This window comes from Aminobacterium thunnarium (assembly GCF_055390565.1).
On sequence record NZ_AP042412.1, the window covers coordinates 2,033,504 to 2,049,453 of the forward strand.

Annotated in this window: 17 protein-coding genes; 8 read left to right on the plus strand and 9 right to left on the minus strand. The window is 41.6% G+C overall.

The genetic code is table 11. The annotated features are described in order from the left end of the window. Position 1 precedes the first annotated feature (1 nt). The 6 genes from ACZ5GY_RS09980 to nudC are packed head-to-tail and all read left to right on the plus strand — an operon-like array spanning position 2 to position 6,683. Positions 2 to 1,357 (plus strand): MATE family efflux transporter, encoded by a 1,356-nt coding sequence (locus ACZ5GY_RS09980; protein WP_213692082.1) that lies wholly within the window; start codon positions 2 to 4, stop codon positions 1,355 to 1,357. Then, positions 1,357 to 1,830: a MarR family winged helix-turn-helix transcriptional regulator gene (locus ACZ5GY_RS09985; RefSeq protein ID WP_213692081.1), complete on the plus strand. Its 474-nt coding sequence runs from the start codon at positions 1,357 to 1,359 to the stop codon at positions 1,828 to 1,830. The genes ACZ5GY_RS09980 and ACZ5GY_RS09985 overlap by 1 nt, the downstream gene beginning before the upstream one ends. A gap of 7 nt (positions 1,831 to 1,837) precedes the next feature. After that, positions 1,838 to 3,409, plus strand: a complete 1,572-nt coding sequence (locus ACZ5GY_RS09990; RefSeq protein ID WP_464111833.1) for a glucan biosynthesis protein G — start codon at positions 1,838 to 1,840, stop codon at positions 3,407 to 3,409. A 12-nt stretch (positions 3,410 to 3,421) separates the two neighbouring features. Next, entirely contained in the window at positions 3,422 to 3,772 is a 351-nt protein-coding gene (locus ACZ5GY_RS09995) for a hypothetical protein (protein WP_213692080.1), read from the plus strand. A gap of 17 nt (positions 3,773 to 3,789) precedes the next feature. Continuing rightward, positions 3,790 to 5,886 (plus strand): glucans biosynthesis glucosyltransferase MdoH, encoded by a 2,097-nt coding sequence (gene mdoH / locus ACZ5GY_RS10000; RefSeq protein WP_213695277.1) that lies wholly within the window; start codon positions 3,790 to 3,792, stop codon positions 5,884 to 5,886. A gap of 14 nt (positions 5,887 to 5,900) precedes the next feature. Continuing rightward, positions 5,901 to 6,683 carry an NAD(+) diphosphatase gene (nudC, locus tag ACZ5GY_RS10005; RefSeq protein ID WP_464111834.1) on the plus strand — a complete coding sequence of 261 codons (783 nt, stop codon included), beginning with the start codon at positions 5,901 to 5,903 and terminating at the stop codon, positions 6,681 to 6,683. Here the strand turns inward: nudC and ACZ5GY_RS10010 are convergent. Further along, entirely contained in the window at positions 6,680 to 7,858 is a 1,179-nt protein-coding gene (locus tag ACZ5GY_RS10010) for an HD-GYP domain-containing protein (RefSeq protein ID WP_464111835.1), read from the minus strand. The two genes, nudC and ACZ5GY_RS10010, sit on opposite strands and share 4 nt — an antisense overlap. Before the next feature lie 201 nt (positions 7,859 to 8,059). On the opposite strand from ACZ5GY_RS10010, the gene tpx reads away from it, so the two are divergent. Then, positions 8,060 to 8,575 carry a thiol peroxidase gene (gene tpx, locus ACZ5GY_RS10015; RefSeq protein WP_213692076.1) on the plus strand — a complete coding sequence of 172 codons (516 nt, stop codon included), beginning with the start codon at positions 8,060 to 8,062 and terminating at the stop codon, positions 8,573 to 8,575. Positions 8,576 to 8,646: 71 nt separating this feature from the next. Here tpx and ACZ5GY_RS10020 read toward each other — a convergent pair whose 3' ends face one another. The 3 genes from ACZ5GY_RS10020 to ACZ5GY_RS10030 form a co-directional block, all read right to left on the minus strand. After that, on the minus strand, positions 8,647 to 8,940 hold the full coding sequence (locus ACZ5GY_RS10020) for a DNA-binding protein (protein WP_307879681.1): 294 nt from the start codon (positions 8,938 to 8,940) through the stop codon (positions 8,647 to 8,649). 117 nt (positions 8,941 to 9,057) lie between these two features. Continuing rightward, positions 9,058 to 9,351, minus strand: a complete 294-nt coding sequence (locus ACZ5GY_RS10025; RefSeq protein ID WP_213692074.1) for a DNA-binding protein — start codon at positions 9,349 to 9,351, stop codon at positions 9,058 to 9,060. A 207-nt stretch (positions 9,352 to 9,558) separates the two neighbouring features. Continuing rightward, positions 9,559 to 9,990, minus strand: coding sequence for an FKBP-type peptidyl-prolyl cis-trans isomerase (locus tag ACZ5GY_RS10030; RefSeq protein WP_213692073.1), 432 nt, complete (start codon positions 9,988 to 9,990; stop codon positions 9,559 to 9,561). A gap of 123 nt (positions 9,991 to 10,113) precedes the next feature. Between ACZ5GY_RS10030 and deoC the strand changes: the two genes are divergently transcribed. Next, the gene (gene deoC / locus ACZ5GY_RS10035; protein ID WP_213701574.1) at positions 10,114 to 10,791 is read left to right on the plus strand and encodes a deoxyribose-phosphate aldolase; all 678 of its coding nucleotides are present in this window, start codon (positions 10,114 to 10,116) and stop codon (positions 10,789 to 10,791) included. Positions 10,792 to 10,808: 17 nt separating this feature from the next. Here the strand turns inward: deoC and ACZ5GY_RS10040 are convergent, their stop codons facing one another. The 5 genes from ACZ5GY_RS10040 to ACZ5GY_RS10060 form a co-directional block, all read right to left on the minus strand. After that, positions 10,809 to 11,726, minus strand: coding sequence for a dihydrodipicolinate synthase family protein (locus ACZ5GY_RS10040; RefSeq protein WP_307879716.1), 918 nt, complete (start codon positions 11,724 to 11,726; stop codon positions 10,809 to 10,811). A 23-nt stretch (positions 11,727 to 11,749) separates the two neighbouring features. Continuing rightward, entirely contained in the window at positions 11,750 to 12,907 is a 1,158-nt protein-coding gene (locus ACZ5GY_RS10045; protein ID WP_213692070.1) for a pyridoxal-phosphate-dependent aminotransferase family protein, read from the minus strand. Positions 12,908 to 12,937: 30 nt separating this feature from the next. Beyond that, positions 12,938 to 13,702 (minus strand): IclR family transcriptional regulator, encoded by a 765-nt coding sequence (locus ACZ5GY_RS10050; RefSeq protein WP_213695280.1) that lies wholly within the window; start codon positions 13,700 to 13,702, stop codon positions 12,938 to 12,940. Positions 13,703 to 13,847: 145 nt separating this feature from the next. Beyond that, positions 13,848 to 14,918, minus strand: a complete 1,071-nt coding sequence (gene buk / locus ACZ5GY_RS10055) for a butyrate kinase (RefSeq protein WP_213692068.1) — start codon at positions 14,916 to 14,918, stop codon at positions 13,848 to 13,850. Between the two features lie 62 nt (positions 14,919 to 14,980). After that, entirely contained in the window at positions 14,981 to 15,916 is a 936-nt protein-coding gene (locus tag ACZ5GY_RS10060; protein ID WP_213692067.1) for a bifunctional enoyl-CoA hydratase/phosphate acetyltransferase, read from the minus strand. Between the last annotated feature and the right edge of the window lie 34 nt (positions 15,917 to 15,950).

The following is a 15,950-nucleotide window of genomic DNA, read 5'->3' on the forward strand; positions in this document are numbered from 1 at the left end:
TATGGATCGGCGGGATTTACTTGCAAACGAACAAATAGGACGATTATTGTGGAGACTTTCTCTGCCTGCCATTATCGGAATGCTCGTACAAGCATCATATAATATTGTAGATGCTATTTTTATCGGTCGGGGCGTCGGCCCACTCGGTCTTGCTGGAACAGCTATTGTTTTTCCTCTTCAGCTTCTATCCACATCTTTGGCTATCACAATAGGAGTAGGCGGCTCCTCTCTTATTTCAAGAAGTCTAGGGGCCGGAAAACATTCTTATGCAAACAAGGCCCTTGGTAATATGGTATTTCTTTCCTTCATTTTTAGTTTTTCTCTTTTTTCCATAGGCTTTTTTACGCGTCAATATATTCTTCGCCTTTTCGGCGCAACGCCAGCAATTTTTCCTTACGCGGAAGAATACCTTGAAGTCATACTGTTCGGATTACCCTTTGTTGGATTTGGAATGGCAGCCAATCACGCGGCGCGATCGGAAGGAAATGCCCGAGTAGCCATGATAAGCATGCTTATATCGGCTATTCTTAATATTATTCTTGATCCTATTTTTATCTTCAAATTGAAATTAGGAATTCGGGGAGCCGCTATTGCTACAGTGCTTTCTCAAATAGCAATGGCAATATGGATGGTCCATTACTTCTTCTTTTCGAAAAAGAGCCTGCTTTCCCTTTCTTTATCATCAATTACTCCACAATGGGAGACTATAAAAGAAATTCTTTCTGTAGGAGTATCTGAATTTGTACGAATGGCTTCTGGAAGCATTATTATTGTTTTTCTCAACAATAGTCTCATTTATTATGGAAGTGACATCTCTGTTGCTGTGTATGGTATTTTGCATAGAGCACTCTCCTTTTTCTTTATGCCTATTATTGGTGTAGCACAAGGCCTGCAACCTATTCTCGGCTTTAACTACGGTGCAGGAGACTATAAAAGAGCACGAGATGTTACCCACCTTGCCATAGGTGCTGCTTCTATCATAGCTTTTATTGCTTCTGTCATTTGCTGGTTTATGCCTGAAAAGGTCGTGGGACTTTTTACAACAGATTCTCTTCTTTTAGAAGAGGCGAGTTGGGCTCTTAGAATTGTTACCATGACCTATTTTTTAGCTGGTTTTCAGATTACAGGCTCTTCAATGTTTCAAGCTTTGGGAAAAGCTCGGGCATCTCTCATTTTATCTTTGAGCCGACAAGTTATTTTCCTTATCCCCTTTCTCGTCGTTCTTCCGCGTTTTTTCAATCTTCAAGGGATTTGGTATTCTTTTCCCATAGCTGACACTTTGGCTTTTCTTGTAACATTTTTCCTGGTTTCTAAACAGCTAAAAGTGCTCAAAGTAGAAAGGGGTATTTCTAAATAATGGATTCCAAACAGCCTCATATTGGGCGATGGATATCATGTCTATACAGGCAAATGCAATGCTTACTTGACCGAGCTTTTGAGCCTTTTGGGCTTGGATATGGCAATTATGCTTTTTTATTGGTTCTTCGGCGTCAAGATGGTCAGACACAAGAAGATTTAAGTAGTGAACTTGGCTTTGACAAGGGGACAACAGCGAGGTCTCTTAAAAAGTTAGAACAGCTTGGTTATATTCAACGAAAACGAAGTAAAATAGATGGAAGAGCAAATCAAGTTTTTCTTACTCATAAAGGGCAAAATGTGCTACCATTCGTTGAGCAAATTCTAGCAGATCTCATGACAGAAATTTTAGGAGATATGACTGCGAAAGAAAGACAAATTGCTTGCTCATTAATCTATAGAATGGCGTCAAATGCCCTTTCACTCAAGCATTCAGAAGGAGGCAAGACGTCATGTTTGTTTAATAAGGAGTGATGGATATATGTGTTTAATGAAAATGAAAACCTATACAGTTCTATGTTTAGTTATTCTTACTCTCTCTTTTATATCTACACCAATTTTTGCCTCATCTCAGGAAGGTTTCGGCTTTGCTTTCGTAAGCCATAAAGCTCAGGATTTAGCCTCAAAACCTTTTGAAGAGCCTAAAGACTCCGTGCCAGAAGAACTCATGAAGTTAAGCTACGATCAATGGAGAGATATTAGATTTCGTTCTGAAAAAGCGCTTTGGCAAGAAGATAACCTCCCTTTCTCTGTACAATTTTTTCATCTTGGCATGTTCTATAACAGAGCTGTTCAGATACATATTGTTGATGGGAAAAAGGTTACCCCTCTTTCCTTCTCCCCTGAAATGTTCGATTATGGCAAGAATCAGCTTGATTTAAAAAAACTTCCACCAGATCTGGGGTTTGCCGGATTTCGTATTCATTTTCCTATTAACACGAAAAAATATGCTGACGAAGTCGCCGTATTTCTTGGCGCCAGCTACTTCAGGGCCGTAGCTCAAAATCAGCAGTATGGACTCTCGGCCAGGGGGCTTGCTCTAGACACAGGATCCTCAACAGGGGAAGAATTCCCTTGGTTTAAAGAATTCTGGCTTGTAAAACCATTAAAACAATCTTCTTCAATGGTCATGTATGCCCTCCTTGATAGCCCCAGTTGTACTGGTGCTTATAAATTTACAATTATTCCTGGGAAAGAAACTCAGATAGATGTCATCTGTAATATTTATAGACGCAAAGAAATTCAAAAAATTGGTATTGCTCCTTTTACCAGCATGTTCTTGTATGGGGAAACAGAGAATGGCCGCCCCGGTGATTTTAGACCTGAAGTACACGATTCAGACGGACTTTTGATAGAAACAGAGGACGAGCAGTTAATATGGCGTCCTCTTATCAATCCAGCTCGTCTTTTGATAACCAAACAAACTGAAACACCAATCAAAGGTTTTGGATTAATGCAAAGAGATCTTAATTTTGATCATTACCTCGACCTGGAAGCACGATATGAAAAACGGCCAAGTCTTTGGATTACCCCGCAAAACAATTGGGGCAAAGGTCATGTCGAATTGATAGAAATACCTTCAGACAGTGAAATCAACGATAATATTGTTGCCTACTGGGTTCCCGAAATCGAAGAGGGGACATCTCTTCACCCTCTTACCTTTACATATACCATGGAATGGTTAACTCCTGATGTAGATAAAGAAAGAATAGCCAGAGCTTCCCATACACGGCTTGTAAAGGAAAAAGAAGAGGGAGCCTATCGTTTTATTATTGATTTTGAAGGGAAAGAGCTCAATGAAATACCCGCAGATACTGGTCTGGCAAGTGACCTTAACGTTGAGGGTGACGCCACTCTTGTGGAGCGCCAATTGCTTAAAAATATAGTAACAGGCGGTTGGCGGTTAAGTTTTAAGATATCGGTTCCCGTGGAAAAAATAAAAAGTGTCGTTCCTGACCGGAAACCTGTCGTAAAACTTTCTGCTTTTCTCAAAAAAGGGGAAAACATTCCCACCCCTTTAACTGAAATATGGACCTATGACTTCCGCCCCTAGAGGTGAACCATAATGATAGAAAAATCAGAAGGTTGGCAAATTGCTAGAGATAGAGTGCTTCTTTACGTTCGAGCTATGGATCTTCCCCCTTTTCAAGGGCTGGAACTTGCGCTGCAAGCATTAAAAGAATCAAATGCTTCAAGTATTGATGAATCTATGAATGCCCTTGAACGGTGTATTTTAAGCAAGGAATTGCAAGCAGAAATTCTTGACGAAGAGGGAAAACACATTGCTTCGATTCCGCCAATGAACAGAGGAACAATGGTCTCGAAAAATTTTGATCGCATTCCGTGGCTTACTGCAACAAAGAAATTTATGCGACGATGGATGCGAGATCTCTTCGGTCCATCTCGAACACGATAAAGAGAGGCTTGTTAATTATGAGCACTGATACTCTCGAAATTAAATGGACTCGAGCCGCCAGTTGGAGAAGAATTCTGCTTTTAGCTCTTATTCTTCTTCCTACATTTACGGCAAGTCATTATATGGCCGGAGTGCTTCCTTATAAAGGAGCAACCCTTCTGGAAATAGCCCTTGTTGTCGTTTTTGGAATTCTTTTCGCATGGATATCCATTGGTTTCTGGACAGCTATGCTGGGCCTTTTTGTCTTGATTCGCCATAAAGACCAATTTTCATTTTCTCAGGCTTTAAAGAAGCAGCCTCTTTCCATAGAAGACACTGAGGCAAAAACGGCTATTCTCATACCTATTTATAATGAAGACGTACCTCGCGTTATGGCCGGAGTACAGACAACACTTCAGGCATTGCGCAAAACCGGATTGAGCCACATGTTTCATATTTTTATTCTCAGTGATACGACAAACCCCGACATTTGGGTTCATGAAGAAATGGCATGGTATAAGCTTTGCCAAGATGAAGATGCTTTTGGAACGATATTTTATCGTCATCGTAAAAGTAATGTGAAGAGAAAGAGTGGAAATGTCGCCGATTTCTGCAGACGATGGGGTAAAGATTATCGATATATGATCGTATTTGATGCTGACAGTGTTATGTCTGGAAAAACTTTGGTACAAATGGTTCAGGCTATGGAACTTCGTCCGGATATAGGGATTCTCCAAACACCTCCCGCCGCTGTAAATCGGCAATCTCTTATTGCTCGAGTACAGCAATTCGCTAATAGAGTATACGGCCCTATTTTTGCAGCGGGCCTTCATTTTTGGCTTTTAGGCGATGCTCAATATTGGGGACACAACGCCATCATACGAGTTGCTCCCTTTATGGAACATTGTCAACTCCCTCGTTTACCAGGAAAGGGCCCATTGGGAGGAGATATTCTGAGCCATGACTTCGTAGAAGCTGCCCTCATGAGAAGGGCTGGTTATGGAGTTTGGCTTGCCTACGATATGGAAGGCAGTTATGAGGAAACTCCACCCACTCTTCTTGATGAACTGAAGCGAGACAGACGGTGGTGCCAAGGAAATCTGCAACATTTACGGCTTATTTTCACACGAGGATTTTTCCCTGTTCATAGAGCTCTTTTCGTGAATGGTGTAATGTCGTATGGTTCAGCCTTGCTTTGGCTTGTTTTTCTGATTCTAAGTTCTGCTGAAGCCATTACCGAGGTTCTTATTGAGCCTCAGTATTTCCCTTCTGCGGAGATGACTCTCTTCCCGCAGTGGCCTGTTTGGTACCCAATGTGGGCCATCACTCTTCTAGGATCAACGGCCATCGTTCTCTTTCTTCCCAAAATACTTAGTATCGCGTATATTATTTTCTATACAAAAAAGGCACATCTTTACGGAGGAAGTGTTCGTCTCACGCTAAGCATGATCATTGAAACACTAACATCGACGTTGTTGGCACCGATACGTATGGCTTTTCATAGCCACTTTGTCGTGATGACACTTTTGGGAAAAGCGACAGGTTGGGGCACACAAACCAGAGATGATAGAGGAACCACGTGGAATGATGCTTTTCAGTACCATATCAGCCAGACTCTCATTGCTTTGCTCTGGGGAAGCATCCTTTACGTCTTTAATAGGTCTTTCTTCTGGTGGATGCTACCAATTTTAGGCCCCATGGCTCTATCTATACCTATTTCAGCCTTTTCAAGTCGTGTTTCTTTTGGACAAAAGTTAAAGAAACTTTTTTTGCTCATAACTCCAGAGGAAACAGAAGCTCCTAGCGAACTTGCAACAGTGGATGAAAATATGACAAAACCAGCTTCCTATTCTCCCTTGCCCCTTTCACAAAATGAAGGTTTTGTTCGGGCTGTCGTTGATCCCAAAGTTCTTGCTCTACACACATCGCTCATTCTTAGACATCGCGTCGCCGCCCCATCTATACGGCAGAGACGGGAAGACATTCAGAAAAAAGCCCTTGAGAAAGGACCAGAGGGACTTTCAGCCAAAGAAAAGATGGAATTACTACGAGACCCAGACCAATTACGAGAACTTCACCGCAAAATTTGGCGGATTCCTAATTGGGAAAAAGCAGCCAAATGGGGTATAGAATAAGGAGAGAGTGTTATATGGAAAAGAAGAGTTCACTCTTATTTATCTTTCAAAAGGAGACCATTCTTGTCAGAAAGAATTCCCCTGTTACGATACCTAAATATTCAGAGAGGGATAGTATCCCCATCTCTTTTATTCGCCAGGGAGAAGTCGGCTCACCTAAAGGGAACGGTCATTTCTGGGCAGAAGCAGCGGCAGAAGAGCAAGCTCCCTCGGGAATGGAATTTGTTCCTTTGCGTGGGCTTTACGAAGTTCTGGGAGATGCCCTTTTTTCCATTACCGGACAAGCTTTTCAATTAATGTATTGGCGTCGCACGACACGTTACTGTAGCAGTTGTGGGCAACCTCTACAAGAGCACGCTGTAGATAGAGCTATGGAGTGTTCCACATGTAATTTAGTTATCTACCCTACAATTTCACCGGTTATTGCCGTAGCCATAGAAAAAGATGGGCAGCTTTTGCTTGCTCGAAGCCCCCATTTCCCTCCCAAAAGATACAGTATTCTAGCTGGATTTGTTGAACCAGGCGAAAATCTGGAAGAGGCTGTGGCTCGGGAAGTAATGGAAGAGGTAGGAATAGAGATTAAAAACATTCATTATTTTGGAAGTCAACCATGGGCATTTCCCCACTCTCTTATGGTCGGTTTCACTGCTCAATGGAAATCAGGGAATATACATATAGACGAAAAAGAAATAGAAGCTGCTGAATGGTACACTCCTGAAAACCTGCCATCAATACCGACACAAGCAAGTATTTCTGGACGTCTTATATTAAACTATTTACATAAATATGGATATTAGTGAAACTCTCGAAGAGTGAAGGAGTCTTTACGTTTGCCAATATCATCTATTGTGGAACGGATAAACAAGTGTGCATTATCGGCAAGATCTAAAACCATATGATCATCATATCGATCTCCATATTCGTCTGTCTTCAAAAGGACTCGCGGGCGAAGAATACTTTTTTCACCTGCTGCAATAACAATACCAACACGATTATCTGATAATTGAACAATTGTTCCCGGAGGGTACATCCCCACAGCGTTCAAAAAAGCGGTAACTACTGTTCTATCAAATTGATACTCCGTATTTTCTATAATGATAGAAATAGCTCGGTGCAAAGGAACGGATTCTTTATAAATACGAACTGTAGTAAGAGCATCATAAACATCAGCTACAGAAGCAATTCGAGCTTCAATCGGTATCTCTCCTAATTTCAGACCATAGGGGTAGCCTGTTCCATCAATTCTCTCGTGATGAAACTCTATCACTGTAAGAATTCGTTCATCATCAATACCTAATTGTTTTGCAATACTCGCACCATATACAGGGTGTTTTTTTACTTCTTCGAATTCATTTTCAGATAAACGAGATGGTTTGTTCAAAATGGAAAGAGGAAGTCGGGCTTTCCCCAAATCGTGAAGTAGCCCTCCTGTTGTTACAGCTTCTACAAGACCAAGATTTTCTGGAAAAAGACGATATGCGAGAAAACCACTTAATAACGCTACATTAAAGGAATGAACAAACGTATATTGATCCTGCTCTCTTACACTACCCAATGAAAGTAAGATTCGAGGGTTCTTTGTAATGCATTGCGCAAGCAACCTTCCAACTCGTAAAAGAGGAACAAGGCAAACTTGAGAGACCTCTCCTGATGCGATGGCACTGAAAATACGACGAACTTCATGAATAGTTTGAAGGGCAATTCGCGAATCGACAGGATTTGAAGGAAGATCCAAGGCTTCCAGAACATCAAAAACTTCTCCAAGGACAAAATCAACATCCTCTTTAACAGTTACGTAACAAATTCCGCGCTCCTGAAGTGTATTGGCAAAAGACAAGCGTGAATCCCCCAGTTTAGAGAGATTCATCCCTTTAGGAACTAATAAGGCTCCTCCTGGAGACAATACGTCTTCTATAATCACGCCAGAACAACAAGGGATATCCCATACTGGAATCCGCCGTGCCAAGTTCATTGAACGCCCTCCACTTTACAGTGTGCGCTACGCCCCCGTTTTCTAAAAATACCTTAGATTACATTTTGGTTATTTTTTCATATACCTATTTTATTTTACACATTTTTCATATTTACGCCACTATTTTATCAGGGTGCAGTATTCAAATATTTTTTATGATAAAATTAAATACTGGTATGAAGTATATGGAGGTGACTTTTTATGGAAAAAACAGGAATCGTAACTATGAAGGGAAATCCGTTAACCCTTATTGGCCCTGCTCTTTCGATAGGTGACAAAGCTCCTGAATTCAACGTTCTTGACCAGAATCTAACTTCGAAAACTCTACGCGATTTTTCAGGATGCATTAAAGTTATTTCTGTAACCCCGTCACTTGATACTCCCGTCTGCGACTTGCAAATCCATTGGTTCAACGAAGATGCTGCCAATCAACCTGATGACGTGGCCATCTTAAATATTTCAATGGATCTTCCTTTTGCCTTAAAACGTTTTTGCGCTACCAAAGGCATTGAAAGCGCTATTGCTCTTTCTGACCATAGAGATGCCTCTTTCGGCACAAATTGGGGTGTTTTGATTAAAGAACTTCGTTTACTTACTCGTGCCGTCTTTATTGCAGATAAAGACGATATTATTAGGTATATAGAAATCGTTCCAGAAGCTACTAACGAACCAGATTATGAAAAAGCTCTTCAAGCTCTCGAAACAATAGTTCGCTGATGCTACGCAAAAAGGCAGGAAACCGGGATTTATAAATACCCCGTTTTCTGCCTTTTTTCTTTAATAACTTATTAGTCTTTTACTTCTTCGATTGTATCTACCTGAATATACATCTCGCCACTTCCAGCAGAAGAGCGAAGTTTCCCTTCGACGCGAACAGGCGTCCCTTCCTCATGAGCCAATACCCAAGCCTGCTCAGTGGAACCAAACGCCCGCATCAGAAGAAAATCGTGGCGAACGTTGCCATCTTCCCATGGCGTATCCTGTTTTACCGCAAAAGCAACATACTTTCCCATACGGCTGACTTGCTCTTTTTCGCCTTCAATAAAATGTAATACTCCAGTTATTTTTACGTTATTTTCCATCATTTTGCCTCTTCCAACTCCTTTACCTTGCTTCGTATGGAGAACATATATACCACGAACAGGACATTTTCGCCAAGTGCAACAAGGCCACGAAAAAAGGGAGGCACAAAACCTCCCTTAAATTTCTTCTATCGCCCGAACAAGAACATACATCTCTCCGCTGCCAAGTGACGAACGAACATCTCCTTCTACTCGTACAGTCGTGCCCTCCTTACGGCTCAGAACCCATTTTCTCAGTTCCGGTTGATACGCCCGCATAAGTAGAAAATCGCGCCGGGTACTCCCATCGTCCCAAGGGGTTTCTTGCTTTAGTGCAAAGGTCACATACTCACCCAACCTATTTTGAAGAATCTTTTTACCCTGGACGTGATGCAGAGTCCCGGCCACCGTAACGATGTTCTCCGTCAGCATATGCACATCACTCCTTGCGGCTGGATTTTGAGGAATATATATTCCTCTTTTTTATTTTTTCTTTTTCATATTATTTATTATTCTACCCTTACTTTACACTGGAAAAAGTTTTGTCTCAAGCCTACAAAAGAAATGATTCTGTATGATAGCACCCTTTTATAAGCGAAAACCCCCGAGAGGCTAAGCATTCCTTCGGAGGTTCCCTTTTTATTCTTCGATTTCCACAATTGTTATTTCGAACGTAAGCGCTTTTCCTGCCAGGGGATGATTGGCATCAAGCATCATGCCTTTCTCACTCACATCCACAACTAAAGCATTGAAAACATGCCCATCTGGTGTTTGGACTTGTAACACTTCTCCAGTCTTGGGTTCAAGATCACCTGGAATATGCTCTGCAGGGACCTCGGCCATCAAATTAGGCTCATATTCCCCATATGCTTCTGCTGCAGGGATTGTAACTGTCTTAGAATCTCCGATAGACATATCTAAAACCGCTTTATCAAACCCTTCAATAACCTGGCCTGCGCCTACTGTAAATTTTAACGGATCACGGCCTTCTGAAGTGTCGAATACTGTACCATCATCTAAAGTGCCCTTGTAATGCACTGATACCGTGTTACCTTCTTTTATCTGAACCATGAGGGCCTCCTCTCATCTCCTTTTATAAGGAGTGTTGTCTTATTCTACATGGTGACGTAGCGTCCGTCAAAAAGGCATTTTTATCAAGAATGGTATAGTTATAAAAAGATCGGAGGGGTTCGCATGGATTTCAAAAATGTAGAAAAAATAGTAGACAATACTCTGCTTAAACAAACGGCAACGTGGGCCGATATTAAAAATTTTGTTTTAAAAAGCTTACCTTATCATTTCAGATCTCTCGTTATTCCTCCTTTTGCTATTGAAAAAGTTATTCACTCTTCTCTTTCTAAAAATATCCCCTGTTTTTTCTCCGCCGTTGTTGGGTTCCCTCTTGGATATACTTCGATTGCCATAAAATGTTATGAAATTGACATGTACAAAAATCTGGATAACGCTCTTTCGGACCTTGATGTTGTTATTAATATTAATAATGTGAAGTCGGGAAACTGGAACGAAGTAGATCAAGAGATGAGTGAACTTTGCAAATCTGCCAAAGGAAAGATTCTTAAACTGATTATAGAAACACCTCTTCTCTCCTATGAAGAAATAGAACAAGTGTGCCGTATCGCTCTGAATCACAAAGGAATCCATTTCATAAAAACAAGCACAGGTTTTTGTGGAAAGGATACTACTTTACAAGAGGTGGAAGTTATCGCAAAAACAATCAATGGAGAAAAAGGAATAAAAGTATCTGGCGGTGTTAGAAATCTAGCTCAAATTCAGGCTTTCATTGACGTAGGAGCAACCATTTTCGGTTCAAGCTCGGGCATAAGTATAATCGAAGAGGCCAGGAAAAGATAATCCCTGGCCTCTTATTTTCAATATTCTTTTCCTTCAATTCGAGAGAAATGGGAAATCGTCCTGTCATAGATTCTTTGAATCTCTTCTCTCATTGTCTCAGTGGCTGGGAGAATCGGCAATCTTGGTTTTCCGCCCCAATATCCTGCCATTTCCATAGCGGCTTTCATGCCTCCAATACCAAAACGTCCCGTAACAGCAGCATTAAGCTCAAGCAATCCCAATTGAAGTTCCCTGGCTTTATCGAGTTCCTTATTGTTCCAGGCGTTATAAAGGGATACACAATATTCAGGAACCACATTAGCAACTGCGAGAGTTCCACCAACTCCACCAAGTAGAAGGGTAGGAAGGAGAAAACTTCCTGATCCTGCAAAAACCGAAAATTTATTTTCTTTTGTCCCAGCAATAACTTCAGCTATTTGAACAATATTTCCAGAGCTATCTTTAATTCCCACTATATTGGGATGCTTAGAAAGAGCTACTGCTAGAGATGGGGGGATATTGACTCCGGCATTTCCAGGCATGTTATAAAGCATAATCGGGATAGGAGAGGCATCAGCTATAGCAATAAAGAAATTTTCAAGTGTCTGAGAATTCATATCTTTTTTAAAAAAGTGAGGCGTTATTACAAGGGCAGCATTTGCCCCTACATCTGCACATCGCCTGGTAAGTTCTATAGTATCTCGAACAGACTCACATCCTGTTCCCGCAATAACTCTCATTGAGGAAGGAAGGGCTTTTCTCGCCGTTTCAACCAAGGAGACTTTCTCTCCCATATCAAGCATAACAAATTCGCCATTACTTCCGAGAATAACCAGACCGGCCAGACCTGTTTTACTAAATTTCACAGTATTCTCTTTATATTTCTGAAGATCAATGTTACCTAAGTCGTTAAAAGTCGTCGCTACTGGAGCAAAAATACCTCGTGGTTCAAACATAAGAGATACCCCCACTCTAAAAATTAATGTTCTTCCACCAATCCTTTTTGCAAGACAGCCAATCCTTTCCCTGGTTCAATATCCATTCCGCAACGCATAGCCGTTCGCTCTACTGCGGCAATAGCAGAAACTAGAATATGTTTATCAACATTGCCCATATGCCCCATTCTAAAACCCTTTCCTGCAAAATCTCCAAGACAACCAGCTGTCTGCGCTCCTTCTTCAGCCAATATTTTTCTAAATGTGGCGTCATCAACAGCGCTTCCTTCTGGGTAAAGGTAAACTGAAAGGGTCGGCGCACGGAATGCTTTCTCTGCGGCTACGTTAAAACCTAACGTCTCAAGAGCTCCATCAAAGAGATCGGCCTGGCGAAGATGGCGTGCATAGCGTTCAGCAATTCCTTCTTCCTTTATGATTCGTACAGATTCTTTAAGTGCCCATACGAGATTAACAGCGGGAGTTCCCCAATATTTAGAGGGATCATGCATTACCGGAAGCCATTTTTCAAAGTCTGCGTATGACTCGGGGATTGTCTCAAGAGAACGTCTTTTTTCCACTGCTTTGGTACTTGCCCAAAGGATTGCAAGGCCAGGGGCAACTCCAAAAGCTTTTTGTGAACATGTAAGAAGAACGTCAATTCCCATTGGATCAACATATTCTTCTGCCCCTGCAGATGCAGCAACACCATCGACAACATAAAGAGCTCCGTGGGCTTTAACAACTTTTCCAATAGCTTCGATGGGAGCCATAACGCCAGTAGACGTTTCCACGTGAGTCACTGTAACCACATCGTATTTTTTTTCGGCAAGCTTTTTTTCCACATCTTCAGCTGTAACAGATGTACCCCATGGGGCAGAAAGAAGTTCGACATCAAGCCCCTTTCTCTGGCACATATCAATAAAACGATCTCCGAAAAAACCATTGGAACAAATGAGAACACTATCGCCTCGTTTGGTAATATTAGCTATGGCCATCTCCATAGCTAATGTTCCTGAACCTGCAATAACGAAAACTTCGCCACTACACTTCCAGAGTTCTTTCAAATCAGCCAAAACTTCTTTGTAATCCTGAACAAAGGATGAGTCACCAAAAGCTACTGTCTCTCTGCCCATTTGATCTTGGATGGAACGGGTTACGGGAGTGGGACCTGGAATCATTACTAACTTAGGGGTTTTAAGCATTTCATGTTCCTCCTTCGCCTTGAAGCTTATTTATTTTTTAAATCTTTTTTGCTCATATTGAAGCAATGCGCTACTTATGGCTTGCGCTGTTTTATGAACCTTATCACCATAGTCAGTTATCATTGCAGAATCAAAACGATATACGGGCGCAGAGATACTTAACCCTCCCAATGGTTTTAAGCTACCATTTACAATAACAGATCCAACACATCGAAGGCCTTTCTCATTTCGTTCGTTATCCACTGCATATCCTCTTAGTCGAATTTCTTCTAACTCTTCATGAAGTTCCTGTGTTGCATCCACACCTAAAATACGACAAACATCCTCCCACTGAAGAGAGGACAGAATAGCCTTACCTGCAGAAAGGTTAATAAGAGAACCTTTTACTCCTACACGAGAATGCATTCTTACCTGATAAGGACTTTCAAGCTTATCGATATAAAAAAGTTCTTCGCGGTCAAATATAAAGAGATGAATAGTCTCTTTGGTTTCATGATTCAGATTTTCAAGAAAGGGACGTGCTATCTCAGAAAATACAACTTGAGAGCGATATGCATCAGCTAAAAAAAGAGTAGCGGGCCCTATCTCATATCGCCCTTCACGCTCTGTTACGACTCTATGTGTTATGAGACTGTCGAGAATGCGATATACTGTTGCCTTCGGCAAATCCACGCTCTTAGCGATCTCTGTTACTCCAAGCGGTTCCTTGGCGTGTCCCATAAAGAAAAGAATAGAAAAAACACGATCTATAACGCGTATCTGACTTTTGTTTGGGTTCTCCTTATTTTCGACCATTCGTTTCACTCCATGAATTTAAAATCTATTATATGAAATTATTTCTATGGTAACATTATACGAATTTTCTGTAAACATAAAAAAAGGGACAGCCGGCTACGACAGTCCCTCAAAATCATGTTAAAACCTGATTCTTTATCTGTTTTTAGCGGTACTCTTTCGCTTTTTCAACTCCTTGAAGAACACGAAGGGCCCCTTCCGCAAGAGCCTTCATTTCGTCCTCGCCAGGATAGACTATTACTGGAGCAATAAATGATACTCGTTGACGGATTTTCTCAACGAACATTTCACTATAGGCCAAACCTCCTGTTAGGACTATAGCGTCTACACATCCCTTTAGAACAGCTGAACAGGCACCTATTTCTTTAGAAATCTGGTATGTCTGGGCTTCAAAAATAAGGGATGCCTTCTCGTCATGATCTTCAACGATTCTACGTTGAACTTCCCGTAAATCGTTTGTTCCAAGATGGGCAACAAGACCTCCTCCACCAACCATACGCTTCAAAAGGCTGTTAAGATCATACTCTCCACTAAAGGCTAAATGGACTAATCCACCTGCGGGAAGGGAACCTGATCTTTCAGGTGAAAATGGACCTTCGCCATCAAGGGCATTATTTACATCAACGACTCGGCCGTGATCATGGGCACCGACCGATACGCCTCCTCCCATGTGGGCAACGATAAAATTACAGTCATCAACTTTTTTACCAATCTCTGCTGCAGCACGTCGCGCAACAGCTTTCTGATTAAGAGCATGAAATAAAGACCGCCGTTCAATCTCGGGCAAACCGGAAAGACGAGCTTCGGGAATCATTTCATCAACAACCACAGGATCGACGATAAATGCTTTGTTGCATCCGCCTTCCTGCGCTAAGTGAATCGCTAGAGGAGCACCTAAATTACACGCATGAGAACCATATCGGCACGAACGTAAATCATCTAACATAGGCTCGTTTACAACATACGTTCCGCCTGGAATAGGTTTTAGCAAGCCGCCACGTCCTACTGCAGCGTCAAGAGAGGATAAATCCGTATTGTGAGAATTTAGTGCCTTTCTTATTTCATTGCGACGGAATTCTTCTTGATCTGAAATTGAGGGAAATCGCTTAATGTCATCTACGCTATATCGTTGAGTGTCGCTCCAAAGCTCTGTTCCGTCTTCATAAAGAGCTACTTTTGTGCTCGTGGAACCAGGGTTAATTGCTAGCACTCTCATTTTTTTCCCCCTCAGTTTTTAAGAAGGGCTACATTATGTAGCCCTTCCATATATTAAAATTATTATTTTTCTTCAAAGGATGAAAGGAGAACTGCTGCTGCAATGGAAAGGAGTTTAGCTCTGGGTGAATCTGCTCTGCTTGTAAGAATAACTGGAGCGGCTGCTCCAAGAATAAGTCCTGCTGTCTCATTCTTTGAGAAGTAAACAAGAGCCTTGACCATCATATTGCCAGCCTCAATATCTGGCACAAGCAATACATCAGCCTTACCAGCCACAGGAGAAACGAGACCCTTTGTTTTAGCAGACTCTTCACTTACAGCATTATCAAGGGCAAAGGGACCATCAACAACACAATTCTTTATCTGACCTCTGCGATTCATCTGAGTTAAAGCAGATGCATCTATAGTGCAAGGCATATCGGGATTAACTACTTCGACAGCTGCTAAAACAGCAACTTTAGGTTCCTCAACGCCAAAAGCCCTTGCAAAATTGACAGTGTTCTGAAGTATATTTGCTTTAGCGGGAAGGTCGGGATACATATTAAAGGCCGCATCTGCTACAAAGAAAACTCTGTCATATCCTTCTACTGAATGGAAATAGCAGTGTGAAATCGTGTTTTTGCCTTTTCTAAGACCAACTTCCTTATTAAGCATTCCCCGAAGAAAATGATTGGTATGAAGCTGTCCTTTCATATAGATGTGTGCCTGACCAGAAGATACTTTTTCAACAGCCGTCATAGCCATTGCAGATTCTCCTCTGGGCTCATCCACAACCTCATAGTTAGCAAGATCAACACCTGCTTCTTTAGCTGCTACTTCAATCTTCTCTTTGCGTCCAACGAGAATTGCTTCAGCAATGCCAGCAACACGAGCCTCTTCAATAGCAGAAAGCAGACCCGCATCTTCTGCCATTGCAACAGAAAGTTTTTTCGGCCCTTTTTCTGCACCTATCTTTTTCGCATATTCAAGTAACTGAGACAAAGAACGAATTTGTTCCATGAGTATAAAGAACCTCCTTATATAGATTAAAAAT

What these genes read in the sequence shown, in the direction of transcription:
- ACZ5GY_RS10050 (WP_213695280.1), bottom strand. Translation starts at nt 13,702, where the DNA reads ATGGTCGAAAATAAGGAGAACCCAAACAAAAGTCAGATACGCGTTATA.
- buk (WP_213692068.1), bottom strand. Translation starts at nt 14,918, where the DNA reads ATGAGAGTGCTAGCAATTAACCCTGGTTCCACGAGCACAAAAGTAGCT.
- ACZ5GY_RS10030 (WP_213692073.1), bottom strand. Translation starts at nt 9,990, where the DNA reads ATGGTTCAGATAAAAGAAGGTAACACGGTATCAGTGCATTACAAGGGC.
- mdoH (WP_213695277.1), top strand. Translation starts at nt 3,790, where the DNA reads ATGAGCACTGATACTCTCGAAATTAAATGGACTCGAGCCGCCAGTTGG.
- ACZ5GY_RS10025 (WP_213692074.1), bottom strand. Translation starts at nt 9,351, where the DNA reads ATGCTGACGGAGAACATCGTTACGGTGGCCGGGACTCTGCATCACGTC.
- ACZ5GY_RS09985 (WP_213692081.1), top strand. Translation starts at nt 1,357, where the DNA reads ATGGATTCCAAACAGCCTCATATTGGGCGATGGATATCATGTCTATAC.
- ACZ5GY_RS10040 (WP_307879716.1), bottom strand. Translation starts at nt 11,726, where the DNA reads ATGTTTGAACCACGAGGTATTTTTGCTCCAGTAGCGACGACTTTTAAC.
- tpx (WP_213692076.1), top strand. Translation starts at nt 8,060, where the DNA reads ATGGAAAAAACAGGAATCGTAACTATGAAGGGAAATCCGTTAACCCTT.
- deoC (WP_213701574.1), top strand. Translation starts at nt 10,114, where the DNA reads ATGGATTTCAAAAATGTAGAAAAAATAGTAGACAATACTCTGCTTAAA.
- ACZ5GY_RS10045 (WP_213692070.1), bottom strand. Translation starts at nt 12,907, where the DNA reads ATGCTTAAAACCCCTAAGTTAGTAATGATTCCAGGTCCCACTCCCGTA.
- ACZ5GY_RS10010 (WP_464111835.1), bottom strand. Translation starts at nt 7,858, where the DNA reads ATGAACTTGGCACGGCGGATTCCAGTATGGGATATCCCTTGTTGTTCT.
- ACZ5GY_RS09990 (WP_464111833.1), top strand. Translation starts at nt 1,838, where the DNA reads ATGTGTTTAATGAAAATGAAAACCTATACAGTTCTATGTTTAGTTATT.
- ACZ5GY_RS09980 (WP_213692082.1), top strand. Translation starts at nt 2, where the DNA reads ATGGATCGGCGGGATTTACTTGCAAACGAACAAATAGGACGATTATTG.
- ACZ5GY_RS10060 (WP_213692067.1), bottom strand. Translation starts at nt 15,916, where the DNA reads ATGGAACAAATTCGTTCTTTGTCTCAGTTACTTGAATATGCGAAAAAG.
- nudC (WP_464111834.1), top strand. Translation starts at nt 5,901, where the DNA reads ATGGAAAAGAAGAGTTCACTCTTATTTATCTTTCAAAAGGAGACCATT.
- ACZ5GY_RS09995 (WP_213692080.1), top strand. Translation starts at nt 3,422, where the DNA reads ATGATAGAAAAATCAGAAGGTTGGCAAATTGCTAGAGATAGAGTGCTT.
- ACZ5GY_RS10020 (WP_307879681.1), bottom strand. Translation starts at nt 8,940, where the DNA reads ATGGAAAATAACGTAAAAATAACTGGAGTATTACATTTTATTGAAGGC.